This window comes from Pectinatus brassicae (assembly GCF_014201835.1).
Taxonomy (GTDB): domain Bacteria; phylum Bacillota; class Negativicutes; order Selenomonadales; family Selenomonadaceae; genus Pectinatus; species Pectinatus brassicae.
The window spans coordinates 17,841-38,374 of record NZ_JACHFH010000028.1 but is presented as its reverse complement, the minus strand read 5'-3'; the positions used below and the strand labels follow the sequence as shown (position 1 = coordinate 38,374).

Sequence of the window (20,534 nt, the reverse complement as noted above, 5' to 3'; positions counted from 1 at the left end):
TCCTTACAGTTCTTACGAGCGGGCCAAAAACGAACGGCATAATGGCATGCTAAGAAAATTTGTGCCCAAAGGAGTTTCCATTAAATGTTTTCGTTTTGAACAGATTCTTTCTTTTGCTGATAAACTCAATGGATTGCCTCGTAAATTATTAAATTACAAAACACCAGAAGAGTTTTTTGACGAAAATTTAGATAAAATATATTCTAACCAAAAGTAATTATGGATAAAAAAGTGTTCAATTTGCTATTGCAATTTACGAGTACTTTTTATTTATATATTTTTTTATAATAATTAACTATGATTAAATTATAGCTTTTTTTATTATTTATTACTAGTAGAAATTATATATTACATTTAAGAATGATTTTTATTTACTATAGTAATTTGACTGTTTTTTTTTTCTGACTACAATTATTCATGAAATAAATTATAAAAAAGGTTTGATATTTTATGCTATCTACTACCCCCTGTAATGAAAATTCCTATTCAGATATAGGCAGAAAACTTTTCCTAATATTAAAAACAGGTCAAATTCTTATGGAAAGTGCTGCCGATTCTACTCGAATAACGCGGACCATGAAACGTGTTGCTGCTTTTATGATGATTCCTGAAAAAAAAACTGCATATACATATAACCTTTACAACAATAATGATTAACTTAAGCGATGGCAATTATTCCATAACTAAATTTAAAAAATGCAATAAACATCTTGTTGATTTAAAAAAAATATCAGCAATAAGTAAATTATCCTGGCGGGCCATGGAAAAAAATTATTCACTAAATGAATATGAAAATGATCTTATAAAAATAACTTCTACCCCTAAGCAATATTCACCAATTATTATTGCTATTGGAGCGGGCTTTGCCTGCGGTGGTTTTTGTAAATTATTTGGCTGTGACTGGCTGAGCTTTTTTTATACAGCAATCTGTGCATCCCTTGGTTTTCGTATAAGATTTTATTGCAATAAATTGGACATAAATCCTTATGCTTCTATTGCTATTGCTTCTTTTAGCGCAACGACGCTGGCATATCTAACACACTTTATTCCTGGTTCGACTACTCCCTGGCATCCGCTGTTAGCTTGCTCTTTATTTATAGTTCCGGGCATTCCCCTTATCAATTCAGTTGATGATCTTCTTTCTAACTATATTGTATCCGGCATGACTCGAGCCATTAATACTGCTTTAATGGTCGGCAGCATGAGCTTCGGCATTGTTTTAGCGATTAAAATCTGTCAAGTCAATGATTTCACAATTATAAATACTCGTCCTGACAGTTCTTATCTTATCTACGCAATAGCAGCCGCCATTGCTTCCGTTGGCTTTTCTACTATTTTTAATGTCCCCAAGCGTCTTTTATGGGTAGTTGCCCTTGGCGGCATAATTTCTGTCTGCACCAGAAATTTCATTAATTTTAATTTAAACATGGGATTACCTATTGGTTCATTTATTGGTGCTATGCTCATAAGTATTATTGCCATAAAAGCCGTTCATTATGTTCATGCACCGATTCATATAATAACATTACCTTCTGTTATTCCTATGATCCCCGGTGTATTAATGTACCGACTCATGTTTGGCATCATTAATGTTAATGATATGGATACTTTGGCCTTTATGCATATATTCCAGGATGGCATTATTGCCAGTCTGACTATATTAGCAATAGCGATCGGTGTTGCTATTCCCAATATTTTTGCCCGTAAATACTTGAGCCGGGACAAACAAAAACATTTCAATTTACTATTAGCAAAAAAATTACATACTATTTTAAACTAATATTTTTATGGATATATACTATAAAAATATACTTTATACAAGATTTACATTTTTATATAAATCTTAATTATTTAATGATAAAAGCATCCCTCTATTAAATAAAATATAAGTTTTTTAAAATTTTTTATTAATTTTTAAAGGATATTTACTTTTTAAGACGAATATAATATATTCTGTGCAAAATACTTGTAAGCACATAATATTTTTATAGGACGGTGTTTTAATGGATATAGTTAATAATCTTGTATCACAGATTAATGATATCTTATGGAGTTATGTACTTATCATCTTATTAATTGGCTCAGGCCTTATTTTCACGATAAGAACCAACTTTGTACAAATAAGATATTTTAAGGAAATGTTTAAGTTAATAACCGGCAGTGTCGGTACTAAAACTGACGGTAATAATATTTCTTCTTTCCAGGCATTTTGTGTTAGTACAGCCTCACGTGTTGGTGTTGGTAATATTGCTGGTATTGCTATTGCTATCGTTACCGGTGGTCCGGGTGCTATTTTCTGGATGTGGGTAATAGCTGTTTTAGGTGCTGCTACTGGTTTTGTCGAAAGTACCTTAGCCCAGATATATAAAGTTCCCCGCACTGACGGCAAAGGCGGCTTTTTAGGCGGCCCCGCTTATTACATAAAAAATGCCCTTCATTCGCCATTTTTTGCCGTATTTTTTGCTATATTAATCAGTATTACATATGGTCTTATTTTTAATTCAGTTCAGGCTAATACCATAACCTTATCCCTGCAAACAGCCTTTGGCATTGACAGAACCATGAGTGGTATTGTAATTGCCTTACTATCAGCACTAATGGTATTTGGCGGTATATCCCGCATTGCTAAAGTAACCGAAATTTTAGTTCCATTAATGGCTGGTCTATACATATTAACCGCTCTTGGTATTTGCTTATTTAATTTCACTGCCTTACCGGGCGTATTTGCCACTATTTTTAAAAGTGCCTGGGGTATTCAGCAAATTGCCGGCGGCGGGCTTGGTGCTGCAATTATGACTGGTATAAAACGCGGTTTATTCTCCAATGAAGCTGGTATGGGTTCTGTTCCTAATGCTGCCGCTACTGCCGATGTCAGCCATCCTGTACAGCAAGGACTCATTCAGGCCTTTGGTGTATTTGTCGATACCTTATTCATCTGTTCCGCTTCTGCTTTTATTATTCTTATTACTGGTGATTATAATTCTGCTGGTTTAACTGGTGTAGAACTTATCCAGCATGATTTATCAATGTATTTTGGTGATATTGCCGTAAGTGCTATTGCTATTCTTGTTTTTTTATTTGCCTTTACTTCCATTATTGGCAATTATTATTATGGTGAAATAAATATTAAGCATCTTACTTCCAATCGCTTATATTTAAATCTTTTCCGTATCCTTGTAGCTGTAATGGTATTCTTTGGTTCTATTGCCCAGCTAAGCCTTGTATGGAATTTAGCCGATTTATTTATGGCTTTAATGGCTATAACCAATATTATCGCTATTTTATTTCTTGCTAAACAAGCCTGTATTGCTCTCAAAGATTATACCAAACAGAAAAAAGCCGGCATAAAGGCGCCTGTATTTACTGCCGATACCCTGCCTAAACAAGATGGTATTGTCTGGTGGAAAAATAATAAATAATATTATTTTCTAACATAAACGTACATAATAAAAAAAGCCGGAATAACTATTTTTCATAGTTATTCCGGCTTTTTTTATTATATCAATTATGATTGCGTTCACTATAGTCGATAGCCACGGTCATTGCGGCATCACCTGTAATATTAAGACAAGTACGGCTCATATCTAAAATACGGTCAATACCAGCGACTAAAGCCAGCCCTTCCATCGGCAAACCAACTGTCTGCAGTACAAGTGCCAGCATTATAAGACCAGCACCAGGGACACCCGCTGTTCCTATCGATGCTAAAGTACCAGTCAATACAATCATGACCATTTGCGGCATTGTCAGATGAATTCCATAAACGGTAGCTATAAATACAGCACATACCCCTTGATATATTGCTGTTCCATCCATATTAATAGTCGCTCCCAGCGGTAACGTAAAACTACAGATTTCTTTTTTAACGCCTAATTTTTCCTGGCAGTTTTTCATATTTATGGTCAAAGCTGCAGCACTGCTGCAAGTAGTAAAAGCGATCAACATCGCTTCCGTCATGCCTTTAAAGAATTTTATCGGACTAAATTTTCCTACAAAGCGAACAATATTAGCATATACTACTATTGCATGAATAATACAGCTTACATATATGCAGGCAATAACCGATAGTAATGGCAATAATACTTTAGGTCCATTGGCTGCTACCACTGGAACCAGTAAAGCAAATACACCAATTGGAGCAACTTCCATAACCATGCCAATTATTTTATAGCTGACTTCAGCTAAACCATCAAAAAATGACAATAATGTATTAGCTTTTTCTCCTACTGCTGTAATAGCTGTTCCCACAAACAGGGCAAATATTATTATCGGCAGCATATCTGCTTTAGCCATAGACATTATCGGATTAGTTGGAATCATATTTACTAGTACTGCCATAAAGCCTGGTGACTGTTTTACTGTCGGTGCCTTAGCCGCAGCTAACTCCAAACCAGAGCCCGGATGCACCAAACTAGCTATTATTAACGCTATAACTAACGCAAAAGCCGTAGTTATTAAATATAATAAAATTACTTTTATACCTATACGCCCTAATTTTTTTGTGTCGCCTAAACTGGTTACCCCTACAATCAATGATGATAATACAACTGGTACTATAATCATTTTAATCAAACTAATGAACATCGTACCAATTGGTGCCACCCATGCATTGAAAAATGGTACATATTCATGCCCGGTAAAAAGTCCGACAATTATTGCTAAAATTAAAGCTATAAAGATTTTAAATGAAAGATTCATTAAAGATAAGTCCTCCTAAAAATATTATTGTGCTATTTTACAAAAAATTCTAATATAATAATTTAATATTATCAGCTGTACAACTTAATAAATTTGCTATCCTTTCTCTATAATATTTATATATTTAATAATAACAGTTATATATTTTATAATACTTTAATTTTTAGCGCAATATGGTAAAAAAAAATAATACTGTATGCAAAATACAGTATTATAAAAATTTATACATTCAGCTAATAGTTTTTGACCATAAATTCATGTCCTCAAACTGTCCGCAGATATCACAATTATTGATAAGACAGCCATAATATTTATATTGGTTGTTATAAAACACCTTATTTATTCCTATAGAACGCGCTCTAGCCATAGTATAAACTGTATGCAGACCTATCTTTTTTGCTTCCTGTTCTAAGGCACAGACTAATGCCGCCATTAACCCCTGACCATTATATTCAGGTAAAGTGGCACAATCAGTTAATTCTGCGCTATTTGTACTCCTATCTATATCCAATGATGCCGCACTTACTATTTTTCCTTGATGGCGGATAACTTTAAATATATGATTCATATATAAAGATTTTTTTAAATACTCTCTATCATTTATTGGTGTTGGATATGTTGTAAATACCGTTTTATATAAATTAAGTAATTGATTGATATCATTGTCCTTAACATTATCAATTATATAAGCATCTGCTATTTTTTTTAATTTGTGAGGATAACTTTCTTGTATTTTTTTTAGTATATTTTTTTCTAAAAAATATACATCGGATTTTAATCTGTCAATTGATGTAAATTGGGACATATGATAGCCAGGCTGCCCTGAAAATAATGCAGGATGTAACGATTCTAATATAAAATCTCTGACAAAAAATTTCTGCCAGTCATCTTCTTTGGCTGTAAGTAAAATTTTTGTTAAATTATATTTTTTTGCCATTCGATCAATCTCCCGGCACAACATATCATAATCATTACAGCGATATTTTATTATTTTCAACCGCTTATTAATAAAATCCACTAAGAATTTAACTTCCAGCTCTTGTGCTGATTTTTCTACATAAAAATTTTTTTCCTTCTTTTTCTCGGTCTCTCTAATAACTGCCTGCATCTATTTTCACCTCAAATATAATTTTTTGTTAAGTATTGTTACGGCGTTTGCGACGATAATTATTAGCTGGAACCAAACTTCTTGCCTGTTCACTAAATAATTTTTCTAAACCAGTTTTATTATTATTATCAGGTATCTCATGGCAAAGACCGCATTTATGACAACTACTTTCCTTATCTATTGGTTGGTCATACGTTGTTATAATTCCTTCATAATTACGTAAAATAACTTTATTCTCTGACATAGAAATAAGATACTGCGGTCCAATAGGTATTTTGCCACCGCCTCCTGGTGCATCAATTACATAAGTTGGCACTGCAAAACCCGATGTATGACCACGCAGCATTTCCATTATTTCAATGCCTGTAGCAACAGAAGTCCTAAAATGTTCAATACCATTTGATAAATCACACTGATACATATAATAGGGACGAACTCTTATCTGCACTAATTTCTGCATTAATTTTTTTATTATATAAGGACAGTCATTTACGCCTTTTAATAAAACCGTTTGATTGCCCAAGGGTATACCAGCATCAGCCAATTTTTCACAAGCGGCCCTTGCTGCTGGCGTAATTTCTCTAGGATGATTAAAATGCGTATTTATCCATATTGGATGGTATTTTTTTAGCATATTACATAAATTATCGGTAATTCGCTGCGGCATAACGACAGGGGTCCTTGTGCCAAATCTGATAATTTCTATATGTTCGATTTTTCGTAATCTTCCTAATATGTTTTCCAAATATTCATCATTAAGCACAAACGGATCTCCGCCTGAAATTAATACATCTCTTATCTCCGTATGATTTTTTATATATTCAATAGCTGCCAACATTTCTTTTACCGGCCGCGGTTTATCTGTTGTACCAGCATATCGTCTTCGCGTACAATGTCGGCAATACATTGAACATTGATTTGTAATTAAAAAAAGAACTCGATCTGGATAACGATGCGTTATTCCTGGTACCGGCGAATCACTGTCTTCGGCTAATGGATCTTCCAAATCATATTGTGAATTACATAATTCCTGTGCTGATGGAATCGCCTGTCTGCGTATTGGACAATCGGGATCATTACTGTCAATTAATGAGGCATAGTAAGGAGTAATTGCCATCCGCAATGTCTGTAGACAATTCTTTACACCTTCTTCTTCATCATTGCTTAATTTAATATTTTTTTTAAGACTTTCTAAATCCATAATGCGATTTTTAAACTGCCAGTGCCAGTCATTCCACTGTTCTTTTTCAACCTCTATTGGGTGATTGGACTTCATTTCTAGAGTTAGGCTCATAGTATCATCCTTTCCTGGCCCAAATAATTAACTAACAACTTAATATTACAGTAAAGTTGTTAGTATGTCAAATTTACACTCATTATTCTTTAATTTTTTACTTAATATTTACATTATACTATATTAGTGTAGTATCAGTGTAAATGCTTATTACCACTAAGGTTAACATAAAATAAAAAAGTGAGAAAATAAATTTCTCACTTTTTTTTATTTATCATTATATTTCAGCTTTATCTGGTGGTACATTGTGTAATAATAAATCAGGATTATTATCTACTATCCAGCCTAAGGCCCATTCATTATTAACGAGTAATACTGGTCGTCCCTTCATATCGTTAACAAACATGCCTCGATCAGCTCCGCGTAAATTTTCCGGCTTAACCATACTGCCATTTTTAAATTCCAGCCATCTGGCTACTTCAAACGGCTGCATTGTTATGACAATATCCACGTTATATTCATTTTTTAAACGATATTCCAGTACATCAAACTGCAGTTGTCCGACTGTTCCTACTATATAGCTTTCCATACCAGTTCCTGGCTGCTCAAATAACTGCACTGCACCTTCCTGGGTTAGCTGGGTTATACCTTTAATAAATTGCTTACGTTTCATGGTATCCTTAGCCTCAACACGCGCAAAACGTTCTGGTGGAAATACTGGAAAATCAGCAAATTTAAATCTGTTTTTTCCCTCACAAATAGTATCACCTATACCAAATATCCCCGGATCAAATAAGCCAACAATATCGCCAGGATAAGCATCATCAATAATCTGTCTGTCCTGAGCTAAAAATTGCTGCGGCTGGGAAAGTTTTATATTTTTATTTCCCTGCATGTGAAAAACCTGCATATTACGCTCAAATTTACCAGAGCAAATTCTAATAAAGGCCAATCTGTCATGATGCGCCGGATTCATGTTAGCCTGAATCTTGAATACAAATGCGGAAAACTCTTTATCTTCCGGTTTAATTTCACCCTCAGTCGATATATGTGCCTGTGGTGCTGGTGCCAAGCGCAAATATTCCTCTAAAAAGTTTCTTACACCAAAATTAGTCATGGCACTACCAAAAAACATCGGTGTTAATTCACCATTGGCAACTTTGCCGTCATCCCATTCCTCACCAGCTTCATTTATCAAATCAATATCATCGAGCAGATTTTGATAGATATCTTCACCCAGCTTATTTTTTAATTCAGGGTCATCCATGGCTAAAATAATTGATTCTCTTTCCTTTTGTCCATGGCTGTCATCAGCAGCAAATAATTCCACTTGTTTTTTTATTCGATTATAAACACCATGATATTGTCCATCAATACCAATCGGCCAATTCATCGGATATGCTCTTATACCTAAAACATCTTCTATTTCAGTCATTAAATCAAGTGGTGCTTTACCATATCTATCCAATTTATTTACAAATGTAAATATTGGTATATTTCTTTGTTTACATACCTTAAATAATTTTTTAGTCTGTGCTTCGATCCCTTTAGCTGCATCCATAACCATTACAGCACTATCTACTGCCATTAAAGTACGATAAGTATCTTCACTAAAATCCTGATGGCCTGGCGTATCAAGAATATTTATGCGGCAGCCAGCATAGTCAAATTGCAGCACACTTGAAGTTACAGATATACCACGCTGTTTTTCTATTTCCATCCAGTCAGACACGGCATGACGCTGTGTTTTGCGGGATTTTATTGAACCTGCTAAATGGATAGCTCCTCCATATAACAGCAATTTTTCTGTAAGTGTCGTTTTACCAGCATCTGGATGTGAAATTATGGCAAACGTCCTTCTTTTTTGTATCTCAGTTTGTAAATCTCCCATTGTAATCTCCTTTTTATGGGTAATATATTATCATTTTTAATGTTATTTTTTTGCAGTCGCCTTTCTATTTTATCACAAGTATTAAACAAAAGCATCGCATCTTATAATTTTTCCTTCTCTTAATAAAATCTGTTTATATTACAGCTTATAACACTAAAAAAGATACGACAAAAATCGCCGTATCTTTTTATTTGTTTATGTTATTTTATTCGCTATATAAAAAAGTATCAGCCATTATGGCATTCATCATAAATGCCAGCTCTTTTAAGAGTATCAATCATTGTTTCACCCATATGGGCAACTGTATCAGCAACTTCTATACCAGCGGCATTAAGCGCTTTAATTTTATCAGCCGCTGAACCTTTACCGCCGGAGATAATAGCACCAGCGTGACCCATACGTTTTCCCGGAGGAGCCTGGCGACCACTTATAAATGCGGCTACTGGTTTTTTCATATTAGCTTTTATCCAGGCAGCGGCATCTTCTTCAGCATTCCCGCCTATTTCACCAATCATCAATACGGCTTTAGTTTCATCATCAGCATTAAAAGCTTCTAATACATCAAGAAAATCCGTACCTTTTATCGGGTCACCGCCAATACCAATAATACTGCTTTGTCCAATACCGGCATTACTCATTTGATACATTGCTTCATATGTTAATGTACCAGAACGAGAAATAATCCCTATATGCCCTTTCTTATGTATTGTTCCTGGGATAATTCCTATATTGCATTCATCAGTTGTCATTAAACCGGGACAATTTGGTCCGATAACCCGTGTTTTTTTACCTTTAAGGTAATGACGCACTTTTACCATATCCTGTACCGGTATATGTTCAGTAATGCAGACTACTACGTCTAATTCACTGTTTACTGCTTCTAAAATACTATCAGCAGCAAATTTTGCCGGAACAAATATTACTGAAGCATTAGCATTTGTTTTCGCTTTAGCTTCTTCTACTGTATTAAATACAGGAACACCTTCAACAGTTTGTCCGCCCTTACCTGGCGTTACCCCAGCAACTATATTTGTACCATAATTCAACATATTCTTAGTATGAAATAGTGCCTGCTTGCCTGTAATCCCCTGAACTATAACTTTAGTATTTTTATCAATAAAGATTCCCATCAAAAAACCCTCCTTTAATTATGCATTTTTTACAAGTTCAACAACTTTTTTTGCACCTTCAGTCATTGATTCCACCATAATAAGATTAGGAATATTGGCTTTTTGCAAAATCTCCCGTCCTTCTTTGAAGTTGGTTCCATCCAAACGAACGACAATAGGTATTTTTAGCCCCAGCATTTTATTCGCTTCGACAATACCTTCAGCAATTATATCGCATTTATTTATACCACCGAAAATATTTACAAAAATGCCTTTAGCCTGTCCATCAGCCGTCATTATTTTAAAAGCCTTGGCATCATCTTCAGCTGAACCCTGACCGCCTACATCAAGAAAATTAGCTGGTTCTCCGCCATAGTGCTTTATAATATCGACAGTTGCCATAGCCAAGCCTGCACCATTAACCATACATGCTACATTGCCACCAAGATTTACGTAATTAAGTCCCAGTAAAGCAGCTTCTCTTTCCTTAGGATCTTCTTCCGTTTCGTCACGTAAAGCCGTTATATCAGCATGACGATATAAGGCACTGTCATCAAAATTAAGCTTGGCATCAAGTGCCATAACATCTTTGTCCTTAGTTATAACTAAAGGATTAATTTCTACCAAAGAACAATCTTTTTCGACAAATACCTTATAGAGGTTCATCATTAATGCTGCTGCCTTATTTATAAGTCCAGCTTCCATATTTAATTTAAAAGCCATGCGGCGAGCCTGAAATGCTGTTAATCCAATAAATGGATCTATATATTCTTTTATGATTTTTTCCGGAGCAGATTCGGCAACTTCCTCTATTTCCATGCCGCCGGCTTCAGAACCAATCATTACAATTTGTGCAGTAGCTCTGTCTACTGTCAAACTTAAATAAAGTTCTTTATCTATATTACAGCCTGATTCAATTAAAAGACGGTTTACTTTTTTTCCTGCAGGGCCTGTTTGTTTAGTTACTAAGACTTTTCCCAAAAGCTCTTTAGCATAAATTTCCACTTCATCAACCGATTTAGCAATTTTTACACCACCAGCCTTACCTCGTCCACCAGCATGAATTTGTGCCTTTACCACAATTACGTCCTGTGCTAGATCTTTTGCTGCCTTAACAGCTTCTTCTGGAGAAAAAACGGGTTTTCCTTCTGGAACATTAACACCATAAGAGCGAAAAATTTCTTTACCTTGATATTCATGAATATTCATTTAAACACCCCAATCTAAAAATAAAATTATTTTTATTTTATAAATTTTCTTACAAAAAAATAATGCGGAACAAATAATACTACTTTATTTAACCGTTATATAACGGCAAAATAAAATAGCATAAATAATTTAATATATACTTACTGCTTCACCAATGCGAAAATGCGGAATATACATTCCCTCTACTGCCATTTGCCCTGGCAAATTAACTTTTCCATTAAATACAATAGTGCAATGACCAAGTTCCTTTATGTTGTCATTAACTGCATTGCCTATATCAACTATCTTAAACTTATAGGCACCCCACTCTAAAGTATCACCAGCTGTTATATCTGCCATAAGCTTATTTTTAGTATGAACTATTGACATTGCAGCTAAGCCTTCACTGCAGCCTTCATCAAAAATATTAACACTGTTATTAGTTTTAACAAAATTTAAGACATTTTCACCAACAGATATTACTTCAAAAGTATATTTCATTATTACACCGCCTTATTTTTAAATTATTATACCACAATTCAATAAAATCATAAAATAATTTCATATTATATTACTATAAATTAAATTTAGCTTAATCATTATTATCTTGCAAATTTTCGGTAAAAAGCTGTTTAGCCGCTTTTTTATAATAGTGAGCCGCCTTTTTATAATCTTTTTTTTGCTCATAATTTTCCCCAGCCAATATCATTAATTCGGCTGTATCTGGTTCTATAAACTTAATATCGTTCCATAATGATTGATGCATATATTTTTTGTATAATTCATCAATTGCAGCTGTATTGCCATCAAGCCATGGCTTAGCTTCATTAACAAAATGCAGTAAAATATCATCTCGTTCATAAGCCGCTAATAATCGATTATTTGCTGCCAGCATTCTATTAAATTTAAAGGATAACTTCTGGATATTCCCCTGTAAAACAATATTTATGGCATCCTGATCAGGCAGTAAAAAAAATTCATAAAATTTACTATAACATTCAACGATAATTTCTGTTATATTTTTTTCCTGCCATGCCCGTAAGTTCATTATCATCATCCCGGAATTAAAATACTGGTTATTTTTTAATCCCAATCGCTTAATTTGCTCTTGGCCATTTTTTTCTTTATAGGGACATGCTCCAATTATATTAGCAGCAATATCCATATTCCATAAAGTTTCGATATTATTAATACATAACATATCAGCGTCAATATATATTATTTTCTTTATCGCCGTATCCAACATCTTTGGTAATAATAATCTTAGTAAAATTGATTTATTAAATCTTTTATCCGTATAAATAGATAAATTAGGCAGTTTATCTATTTGCTCAGACAAATCATATATTTTTATCTGGGCATTTTTATAGATATTATTAAATTTACTGCATTTTTTCCTATTGTCATCTGATAATATTTCATTTAGGGCAATATGAAATATTATGTTATTTTCTGGTGAATTTAATAATATCGATGTAATTAAAATTCCCGCATAAGGAAAATAATTATTATCTACCCCTAAAGCGATATGTATTGTATCATTAGACATTTATCAATCTCCAAATAAAGTGTTTTCTGTATTTCTTTTCTGTAATGTGTTCACAGAAATAGATGATAAATATATTTTACTGTCAGTTATTATACATGATTTAGGTGCCCTGTCAGATAAATCAATTACTTTATTTTTATGGCGCATAGACGAAAGAAATGACTTATTTTTATTTCCCTGTAAATTATAAATAGCGATGATACTTTTTAATGGTATTGTTATATTATAACCAATATGTAAAAACATATTATCCCCCTTTCTTTTTATTAAGTTTCTTCATTTCATCATATTTTAAGTCATATTTTAAGCGATTGATATTTTCATATACAACTTTTTCATTTATTTGCTCTGGCGGCAGTGCTTTATATAACATTACCAGCATTTTTATTTGAATACTATCACAATTATCAAAATTTAAATCAGCAGCTAGTTTTTGCACTAAGCTGCTTCTGGCATCATTTACCATTTCCTTGGTGCAATTAGGAACATAATTTTTTATTTCACCATAACGAGCCCATGGTTTGGTCATTAATAGCTGCCGTATCTGACTTTGTCTTTCATGGCGAACAGATCTTTCACAAATACTGCAATAAATTTCCGTGCTTGGACATAGTGCCCCACAGCTTTTGCATTCATGCCAATTTTTGCTTTTTTTTAGCTCATTCATTTTTTTATTAATGAGCATAATATTTTTTATCTTATCGGACAGTTCTTCGTCTTTTATAATTGCTACGTCATCACTAATTTGTTTTTGCACGACAGCATTTAATTTAATATTAGCTAGTATTCTTTTTATATCCTTTTGTTCCTGCATACGGACAGGTAAAACTTTATTGCTGCCCATTTTGCCATAAGAAAATCTTATGTCTTTAATGACCTTATATTTTAATTCATTATTTATTTTGTCAATAATATCGTATTTCATATATAAAAGATTATTGGCCCACACACTGTTAGCTGTACCAATATCTAGTATACCAAAAGAAAAATTTTTCGGTTCAGTATGGGCAGCGATTTCTTTACCTACAATATCAGTCCAATAATGCTTAATAAGATATAGTTTATATTCAGGAAATTTGGCAAGATGTTTTATAGCTCGCGGAATAACTTCGCCAACATTTATAAATTCATTATTTTTTTTTCTTCTTCTAGCCATTTATTACCTCAACATTTCCAGCTGTAACGCTATATAATTTGGCCTTGCTGATATTAGAAAACATATCTTTATCAGTTGCTGTTATAAATGTTTGAATATTTTTATCACGGAAGAATAAAACCATTTTTTCACGGCGGTTTATATCAAGTTCACTCATAACATCATCTAATAGCAATACCGGATACTGCCCTAATGTATCTTTAATATATTCTAGTTCAGCAAGTTTCAATGATAATACCGCTGTACGCTGTTGTCCCTGCGAACCAAAGTTCTTTAAATTTATATTATTAACAAATAATTCCAAGTCATCGTGATGTGGGCCTATACCAGTAGCCCCACGTCTTATATCATTAAACCTATTTGCATATAATTTATCTTTATAGGCTTCTTCTATACCAGAAACATTAGCAATATCTTCAAAAGCAAATATCTTATATTTAATTAACAATTTTTCTTGATTATTAGAAATATTATCCTGCATTACAGCAGCAAAAGAAGATATCTTTTTGACAGCCTCCCATCTTTTTTCCCAAATAAAAGAGGCTGCTGGAATTAATTGAGCATCCCACATATCGAGCATTTCGGCTTTTTGTTTATGTTCACGAATTTTTTTTAATAAATTATTGCGTTGAACAATAATTTTATTAAATTTTACTAAATTATTATAATACGATAAATTTGTTTGTGATAATTCTATATCTAAAAAACGACGCCTTAAGGCTGGTGCTCCTTTAATTATTAATAAATCTTCCGGGGAAAATAAAACTGTTGTTAATGTACCAGGCAAATCCTTTTGTCTTATATTATCACCATTAAGTAAAATTTGACGGCGTTTAAGTTTATTTAAATGAAATTTAATATTATTATCAATATCAAGTCTAGTAAAATCAATATTTATAAAAGCCTCATTGTCCTGCCAATTAATTAAATCATTATCATTTTTTATGCGATAGGATGTTCCTAATGCTGCATAATAAATAGATTCAATAATATTGGTTTTACCTTGGGCATTATTGCCAATAAATATATTTAAAGAAGGCGATAAATTTAATTTTAGTTCTTTGTAATTACGAAAATTACGTAAAAAAATGGAGCCAATATTCATTATAATTCCTCAATGCTATATAAATTTCCAAATATCATCATAGCATAAAAAAAGCAAGTAAAAAAGACACTTCATTAAGCGAAGTGTCTTTTTTAGCATAAATTTATTTATTGCGACGAACAGGTGTAACTACATAAATATACATATCATCATCAGTTGGCTTAATTTGTACCGGGCTTGTTTCGCTGTTAAAAGAAAAATAGATTTCATCAGAATTAATGTATTTTAAGACATCCAATATATATTTAGCATTAAAAGATATATTTAAAGGTGAGCCCGCTAGTTTAACATTAATACTTTCTTCAGCTTTACCTATTTCAGGATTATCTGATGAAAGAAGTAAAGTATCACTAGTGAAGTCAAGGTTAATAATATTATATTGGTTAGAGCGTGATATAAGGGAAACACGATCAATAGCACTTTGAAAATCATGTGTTTTAATGGTTACTGTTGTGGAAAAAGCTGGCGGAATAACATTATTATAGTCAGGAAATTGACCTTCGATAAGGCGAGAAACAATATAAATATTGTCATAAGAAAAGCTAATTTGATTATGTGTATAAACAACATTGACATCAACCGGAATATCAGAAGTCAGTAATGTTGATAAGTCATTTAAGAGTTTTGCTGGAATGACTAATTTAGCTGTTAAATTAGTATCATAATTATCGAGAATTTCTTTTTTTACGGATAATCTATGCGTATTAGTACCTGCCATAACAAGACTTACACTGTTTATATCTAAAAGACAGCCTGTAAATATAGGACGTATCATTTCTGTAGCACAGGCGAATGAGGTTTTTTTGATTAATTCCGTTAATATATTGCTGCGAATAGTGAAATGATTGTCACTTTCCAATTGTTTTATTTTAGGAAAATCGGAAGAAGACATACTTAGTAAATTAAATTTGGCGCTGTTAGACTTAATGATAACTGTGTTTTGTAGATTAGAGGATGAAAGTTCTATGTTATCCCCAGGTAATGTTTTGATAACATCAGAAAAATATTTGCCTGATAAGACGAGCGAACCTTCTTCTTCAATATCAGCTTCAATTTTACATACGATACCTATATCGTAATCAGTTGATTGAATCTCTAATAAATTATTTTCTGCGTGTATGTATATTCCTGATAGAATAGGCATTTGCGGTTTGTTAGATATGGCTTTAATGTTTATTTGTATGGCTTTGGCAAGCTCATTTTTAGGACATGTAAATTTCATTAGTTTTCTCCTTATTTATTATTATTATATACATATATAAGGTTAGTCGTATTAGTAATAGGGGCTGTGAAAATGTTGATAAGTCTAATTTATTCACTGTTGATAAGATTTTTGCTGTTGATAAATTGTTAATAAGTTGAGTAACGTTATCCACATATTAACAATTTTAATTTATTCATAAAGTTATACACAAAAAATAAACACTTTATACATGAAAAGATAACATTTTGTGGATAACTTATTTTTTAAAAAAATTTTTCTCTTTTAGAGATTTTTTATTCGATTAGTAAGTTCTTTTATTGTCATATCCAATTTTTTATCGGTTTTTATTCCGGTGCTGATTTTATCGTAGGCATGGAGCACCGTTGTATGATCTCTTCCACCAAATATTTCACCAATTCTTGGCAATGATGCATCTGTAAGCACACGACATAAATACATAGCAATTTGTCTTGGAAATGCTAAATTGCGTGTTCGTTTTTTCGCTACTAATTCTGCTATATCTATTTTAAAATACGAAGATACAATTTCTTGAACTAGTTCCAATGTTACCGTTCGTGTTTCATTATTTGTAAATACATTTTTTAAGGCATCAGCTGCTAAATCTTTTGTGATTATTTGTTTATTGAGTGAAGCATAAGCCATTACCCTTGTTAATGCGCCTTCAAGTTCACGAATATTGTTGTCGATTCGACTAGCGATATAAACCATTACGTCATTAGGTACCGTTAAATTTTCTAACAAAGCTTTTTTCCTTAAAATAGCAATACGTGTTTCTAAATCAGGTGCTTGTATATCTGTGATTAAACCCCATTCAAAACGAGAACGCAATCTATCTTCAAGTGTTTGAATTTCCCGAGGATGACGGTCGCTGGATATTATTATTTGCTTATCTGCATCATGCAGCGTATTGAATGTGTGGAAAAATTCTTCCTGGGTATGTTCTTTTTTCGATAAAAACTGAATATCATCGACTAAAAGAACATCAATATTGCGATATTTTTGTCTAAATGCCTCTGGTTTCCCATCACGAATCGAATTTATTAGTTCATTTGTAAATTTTTCACTGGAAATATATAATACGCGCATATTAGGATTATTTTGTAATATTTTATGACCAATGGCATGCATCAAATGTGTTTTTCCCAAGCCAACACCACCATACATAAAAAATGGGTTATATACTTTAGATGGTGATTCAGCTACAGCTAAAGCTGCTGCATGGGCAAAACGATTTGAATTACCAGTAACAAATGTTTCAAAGGTATATTTGGGATTTAATGAAGAAGAATCACCAGGGGTTATAGGCAGCGGGGCGTTTGGTTTAATATTACTGATACTAGGTGAAGAAATATTTTGTGTTGGAGCTGATACAGGCGCTGAGTAAATTAAAGGGATCTGAGTATCGTTTTCCTCAGCAGTATCATCTTGCAAGTGAAAACTTGTTATACTAATACTTAACTTTGCTTTGGTTACTTCATAACTGGCATCAATAATAAGCTGCATATAATGTTTTTCAATCCAGTCTTTAGAAAAATCAGTAGGTGTACCAAGCTCTAAAGTTGTTGTTGTTAATGTTATTGGTGTTATTGGTTTTAACCATGTATCGCAAACCATTTTTGATAGAGAATTTTCTAATTTTTTTAGTATTTCCTCCCAGGTAGCATGTAATTGTGCCTTCTCCATTAATAAGATCCTTTCTGTGCTGTAGAATAAAAAAGTAAAAAAATTACTTTTGCCATGATAAATTTATATAAAATGTATTAATTCCACAAAAAAAGTTATCCACAAAGTTATACACAACTGTTGATAACTTATTAATACTGATAAATAGTTATCAATAAGGGACTGTTAATAACTATCATTTTTTATAATGCTATAAAATAAGGGATTGACAGGTTGTTGATAAGTATGTTAATAATTAAGATATATGTGGATAAAGATGTGGATATGTATATACCATATTATCAAAACATAATAAAGTTATCAATAATTATTTTGTATTGTTGACACTATAAGCCTTGTAGTCTATAATTTCATATAGCAAATTATCTTTTTATCAACATAAGGAGGTGTAAGTTGTGAAAAGAACTTTTCAACCTAACAATCATTGGAAAAAACAAACTCATGGATTTCGTGAACGTATGAAAACAAAGGGCGGCCGTTTAGTTTTAAAAAGAAGACGCGCTCGTGGCAGAAAAAAATTATCTGCATAAGCACGAAATTATAATTGATTGCCTATAGAATAAGTGTAGTCTTTTAAAAAAAAATCGTGCAATGGGGACATCCCCGGGCAGAAGCTGCGGGGACTGTCGGCCCAAAATCTGGAGTAAAATGAATCAAAAATTAAAAAAGAAAATAATAATGCAGTATAATGAGGAGTTTCAGCATATTTATCGAAACTCTAAGACGTTATCCGATCGTTACATCGTGATGCATATTATATATAATAATAAATATAACCATAAAGTAGGTTTTGCTGCAGGCAAAAAACTTGGTAATGCTGTTACCCGCAATCATTTAAAAAGAATTTTGCGTGAAATTTATCGTAAGAATACGATAAATATAAATGATAATTGTTGTATATTGCTGGTAGCAAGAATGGCTGCGGTTACAGCCGATTATGATACGATTAATAAATCGTTTAATAAGCTGGTAAAAAAAGCGGGAATTACGAAAGCTGTGCGAAAAAATGATAAAAAAATTAGTTCTTAATCTGATATTTTTTTACCGTAATTTTATATCGCCGCTGACAATGCCCTCGTGTCGGTATATTCCGACTTGTTCGGAATATGCTGTTATCGCAATTGAAAAATATGGGGTAAAAAAAGGCGGCTTTATGGCGATAAAACGGATACTGCGATGTCATCCGTTTCATAAAGGCGGCTATGATCCCGTTAAATAAATGAATAAAAAATTTAGGATGTGATGAATTGAGTGGATTCTTTTCTTCGTTATTTCACCCAATAGTGCAGATATTAGAGACTATATTAGGATTTTTTTATGATTTTACCCAAATAATTGGTGTTGGTAATTATGGATTAGCAATTATTTTAATGACTGTTGTTATTAAAATGTTGTTGTATCCGTTGACTGTTAAGCAGGTTAAGTCAATGAAAGCCATGCAGGATCTGCAGCCCAAAATAAAAGAACTGCAGGAAAAATATAAGGGTAAACCACAGGAATTACAGCAGAAAATGGGTCAGATATATAAGGATGCTGGCGTTAATCCATTGGCAGGCTGTTTACCATTAGTTGCGCAGATGCCAATTTTGATGGCAATGTTTTATGCTTTGCAAAGTGTTCATTTTACACATGATCCATCATTTTTATGGGTACCAAATTTAGCGAACCCAGATCCATTATATATTTTACCTGTTTTATCGGCTTTGACTACATTTTTAACACAATGGCAGACATCAAGAACCTCTCCGCAGGCAGCTCAAATGAAAGTAATGATGTTTGCAATGCCGATATTTATTGGCTGGATAAGTTTAAAATTTGCTGGTGGGTTGGTTTTATACTGGGTTGTAATGAACTTTATGCAGGTAGTACAGCAATGGTGGATGTATCGCAACGAAGAACAGCCAACTAAATAATAAGGAGGCTTCTCGATAATATGGCGAAGTTTATTGAAGTATCAGGACGTAATATAGATGATGCCAAAAAAAATGCTCTTACAGAATTAAATTTACCTGCTGAACGTGTTGTATTTGAAGTTTTGGAAGAACCTTCAAAGGGATTCTTTGGTCTTATAGGTAATAAGGTAGCAAAAATTAGGGCAACAGTGAGGGAATTATCACCAGAGGAAAAGGCTGATAATTTTTTGACAGGTATATTTACAGCAATGAATATGCATGTGGATAAAGTACAGCGTGAAACAGATATAGGGACATTGTTTGAACTCAGCGGTGAAAACATGGGCATTATGATTGGCAAACATGGACAAACGCTGGATGCTTTGCAATATTTAACTAATTTAGCAGCAAACAAAGATTCTGCTGAAGACAGAAAACACATTGTATTAGATGTTGAAAATTATCGTGAGCGTCGGGAAGACACACTAAAACATTTAGCTGAGCGCATTGCCGATAAGGTTAGAACTAACAAACGCAAAGTAATTTTAGAACCAATGAATCGTCATGAACGTAAGGTTATACATATAGCTTTGCAGGATGAAACTGATATAGTAACTTATAGTGACGGTGAAGAACCTTATCGCAAGATTGTTGTTGATATAAAAAATAAAAAATAAATTTATTTATGATAAAGCT

The 20,534-nt window shown here is 32.9% G+C and carries 21 protein-coding genes and 1 pseudogene; 9 read left to right on the top strand and 13 right to left on the bottom strand.

What is annotated here, in order from left to right; genetic code table 11:
* The 4 genes and pseudogenes from HNR32_RS10320 to HNR32_RS10310 all read left to right on the top strand — a co-directional run.
* Positions 1–217: pseudogene (locus HNR32_RS10320) on the top strand (IS30 family transposase); the annotation flags it as partial.
* A gap of 233 nt (positions 218–450) precedes the next feature.
* The gene (locus tag HNR32_RS14185; protein WP_231038128.1) at positions 451–657 is read left to right on the top strand and encodes a threonine/serine exporter family protein; all 207 of its coding nucleotides are present in this window, start codon (positions 451–453) and stop codon (positions 655–657) included.
* Complete coding sequence (locus HNR32_RS10315; RefSeq protein ID WP_231038127.1) at positions 650–1,780, top strand: threonine/serine exporter family protein; 1,131 nt, start codon at positions 650–652, stop codon at positions 1,778–1,780. The genes HNR32_RS14185 and HNR32_RS10315 overlap by 8 nt, the downstream gene beginning before the upstream one ends.
* 223 nt (positions 1,781–2,003) lie before the next feature.
* Positions 2,004–3,419: an alanine/glycine:cation symporter family protein gene (locus tag HNR32_RS10310; RefSeq protein WP_183862350.1), complete on the top strand. Its 1,416-nt coding sequence runs from the start codon at positions 2,004–2,006 to the stop codon at positions 3,417–3,419.
* Positions 3,420–3,501: 82 nt separating this feature from the next.
* Here HNR32_RS10310 and HNR32_RS10305 read toward each other — a convergent pair whose 3' ends face one another.
* The 13 genes from HNR32_RS10305 to dnaA all read right to left on the bottom strand — a co-directional run bounded on the left by HNR32_RS10305 (position 3,502) and on the right by dnaA (position 17,946).
* Positions 3,502–4,698, bottom strand: a complete 1,197-nt coding sequence (locus HNR32_RS10305; protein WP_183862348.1) for a dicarboxylate/amino acid:cation symporter — start codon at positions 4,696–4,698, stop codon at positions 3,502–3,504.
* A 229-nt stretch (positions 4,699–4,927) separates the two neighbouring features.
* Positions 4,928–5,806, bottom strand: coding sequence for a putative beta-lysine N-acetyltransferase (gene ablB / locus HNR32_RS10300; RefSeq protein WP_183862346.1), 879 nt, complete (start codon positions 5,804–5,806; stop codon positions 4,928–4,930).
* A gap of 28 nt (positions 5,807–5,834) precedes the next feature.
* Positions 5,835–7,100, bottom strand: a complete 1,266-nt coding sequence (gene kamA, locus HNR32_RS10295; protein WP_231038126.1) for a lysine 2,3-aminomutase — start codon at positions 7,098–7,100, stop codon at positions 5,835–5,837.
* Between the two features lie 217 nt (positions 7,101–7,317).
* Positions 7,318–8,931 carry a peptide chain release factor 3 gene (locus tag HNR32_RS10290; RefSeq protein WP_183862344.1) on the bottom strand — a complete coding sequence of 538 codons (1,614 nt, stop codon included), beginning with the start codon at positions 8,929–8,931 and terminating at the stop codon, positions 7,318–7,320.
* A 227-nt stretch (positions 8,932–9,158) separates the two neighbouring features.
* Positions 9,159–10,061 (bottom strand): succinate--CoA ligase subunit alpha, encoded by a 903-nt coding sequence (sucD, locus tag HNR32_RS10285; protein WP_183862342.1) that lies wholly within the window; start codon positions 10,059–10,061, stop codon positions 9,159–9,161.
* A gap of 18 nt (positions 10,062–10,079) precedes the next feature.
* The gene (sucC, locus tag HNR32_RS10280) at positions 10,080–11,249 is read right to left on the bottom strand and encodes an ADP-forming succinate--CoA ligase subunit beta (protein ID WP_183862340.1); all 1,170 of its coding nucleotides are present in this window, start codon (positions 11,247–11,249) and stop codon (positions 10,080–10,082) included.
* Between the two features lie 129 nt (positions 11,250–11,378).
* Positions 11,379–11,729: a PTS glucitol/sorbitol transporter subunit IIA gene (locus tag HNR32_RS10275; RefSeq protein WP_183862338.1), complete on the bottom strand. Its 351-nt coding sequence runs from the start codon at positions 11,727–11,729 to the stop codon at positions 11,379–11,381.
* 91 nt (positions 11,730–11,820) lie between these two features.
* The gene (locus HNR32_RS10270; protein WP_183862336.1) at positions 11,821–12,777 is read right to left on the bottom strand and encodes a glycosyltransferase family 8 protein; all 957 of its coding nucleotides are present in this window, start codon (positions 12,775–12,777) and stop codon (positions 11,821–11,823) included.
* Between the two features lie 3 nt (positions 12,778–12,780).
* A complete protein-coding gene (gene remB, locus HNR32_RS10265; protein ID WP_183862334.1) occupies positions 12,781–13,023 on the bottom strand; it encodes an extracellular matrix regulator RemB in 243 nt (80 codons plus the stop codon).
* A 1-nt stretch (position 13,024) separates the two neighbouring features.
* Positions 13,025–13,933 carry a DciA family protein gene (locus HNR32_RS10260; RefSeq protein ID WP_183862332.1) on the bottom strand — a complete coding sequence of 303 codons (909 nt, stop codon included), beginning with the start codon at positions 13,931–13,933 and terminating at the stop codon, positions 13,025–13,027.
* Positions 13,926–15,038, bottom strand: a complete 1,113-nt coding sequence (gene recF, locus HNR32_RS10255) for a DNA replication/repair protein RecF (protein ID WP_183862330.1) — start codon at positions 15,036–15,038, stop codon at positions 13,926–13,928. The genes HNR32_RS10260 and recF overlap by 8 nt, the downstream gene beginning before the upstream one ends.
* Positions 15,039–15,141: 103 nt before the next feature.
* On the bottom strand, positions 15,142–16,260 hold the full coding sequence (dnaN, locus tag HNR32_RS10250) for a DNA polymerase III subunit beta (protein WP_183862328.1): 1,119 nt from the start codon (positions 16,258–16,260) through the stop codon (positions 15,142–15,144).
* Positions 16,261–16,524: 264 nt separating this feature from the next.
* On the bottom strand, positions 16,525–17,946 hold the full coding sequence (gene dnaA, locus HNR32_RS10245) for a chromosomal replication initiator protein DnaA (RefSeq protein ID WP_183862326.1): 1,422 nt from the start codon (positions 17,944–17,946) through the stop codon (positions 16,525–16,527).
* Between the two features lie 395 nt (positions 17,947–18,341).
* On the opposite strand from dnaA, the gene rpmH reads away from it, so the two are divergent.
* From rpmH to jag, 5 genes are all read left to right on the top strand, one after another.
* The gene (gene rpmH / locus HNR32_RS10240) at positions 18,342–18,476 is read left to right on the top strand and encodes a 50S ribosomal protein L34 (protein WP_183862324.1); all 135 of its coding nucleotides are present in this window, start codon (positions 18,342–18,344) and stop codon (positions 18,474–18,476) included.
* Between the two features lie 118 nt (positions 18,477–18,594).
* On the top strand, positions 18,595–18,975 hold the full coding sequence (gene rnpA / locus HNR32_RS10235; RefSeq protein WP_183862322.1) for a ribonuclease P protein component: 381 nt from the start codon (positions 18,595–18,597) through the stop codon (positions 18,973–18,975).
* Positions 18,953–19,165: a membrane protein insertion efficiency factor YidD gene (gene yidD, locus HNR32_RS10230; protein ID WP_183862320.1), complete on the top strand. Its 213-nt coding sequence runs from the start codon at positions 18,953–18,955 to the stop codon at positions 19,163–19,165. The genes rnpA and yidD overlap by 23 nt, the downstream gene beginning before the upstream one ends.
* 28 nt (positions 19,166–19,193) lie before the next feature.
* On the top strand, positions 19,194–19,859 hold the full coding sequence (locus HNR32_RS10225; RefSeq protein WP_183862318.1) for a YidC/Oxa1 family membrane protein insertase: 666 nt from the start codon (positions 19,194–19,196) through the stop codon (positions 19,857–19,859).
* Positions 19,860–19,879: 20 nt separating this feature from the next.
* Positions 19,880–20,515, top strand: coding sequence for an RNA-binding cell elongation regulator Jag/EloR (gene jag, locus HNR32_RS10220; RefSeq protein WP_183862316.1), 636 nt, complete (start codon positions 19,880–19,882; stop codon positions 20,513–20,515).
* The last annotated feature ends 19 nt before the right edge of the window (positions 20,516–20,534 follow it).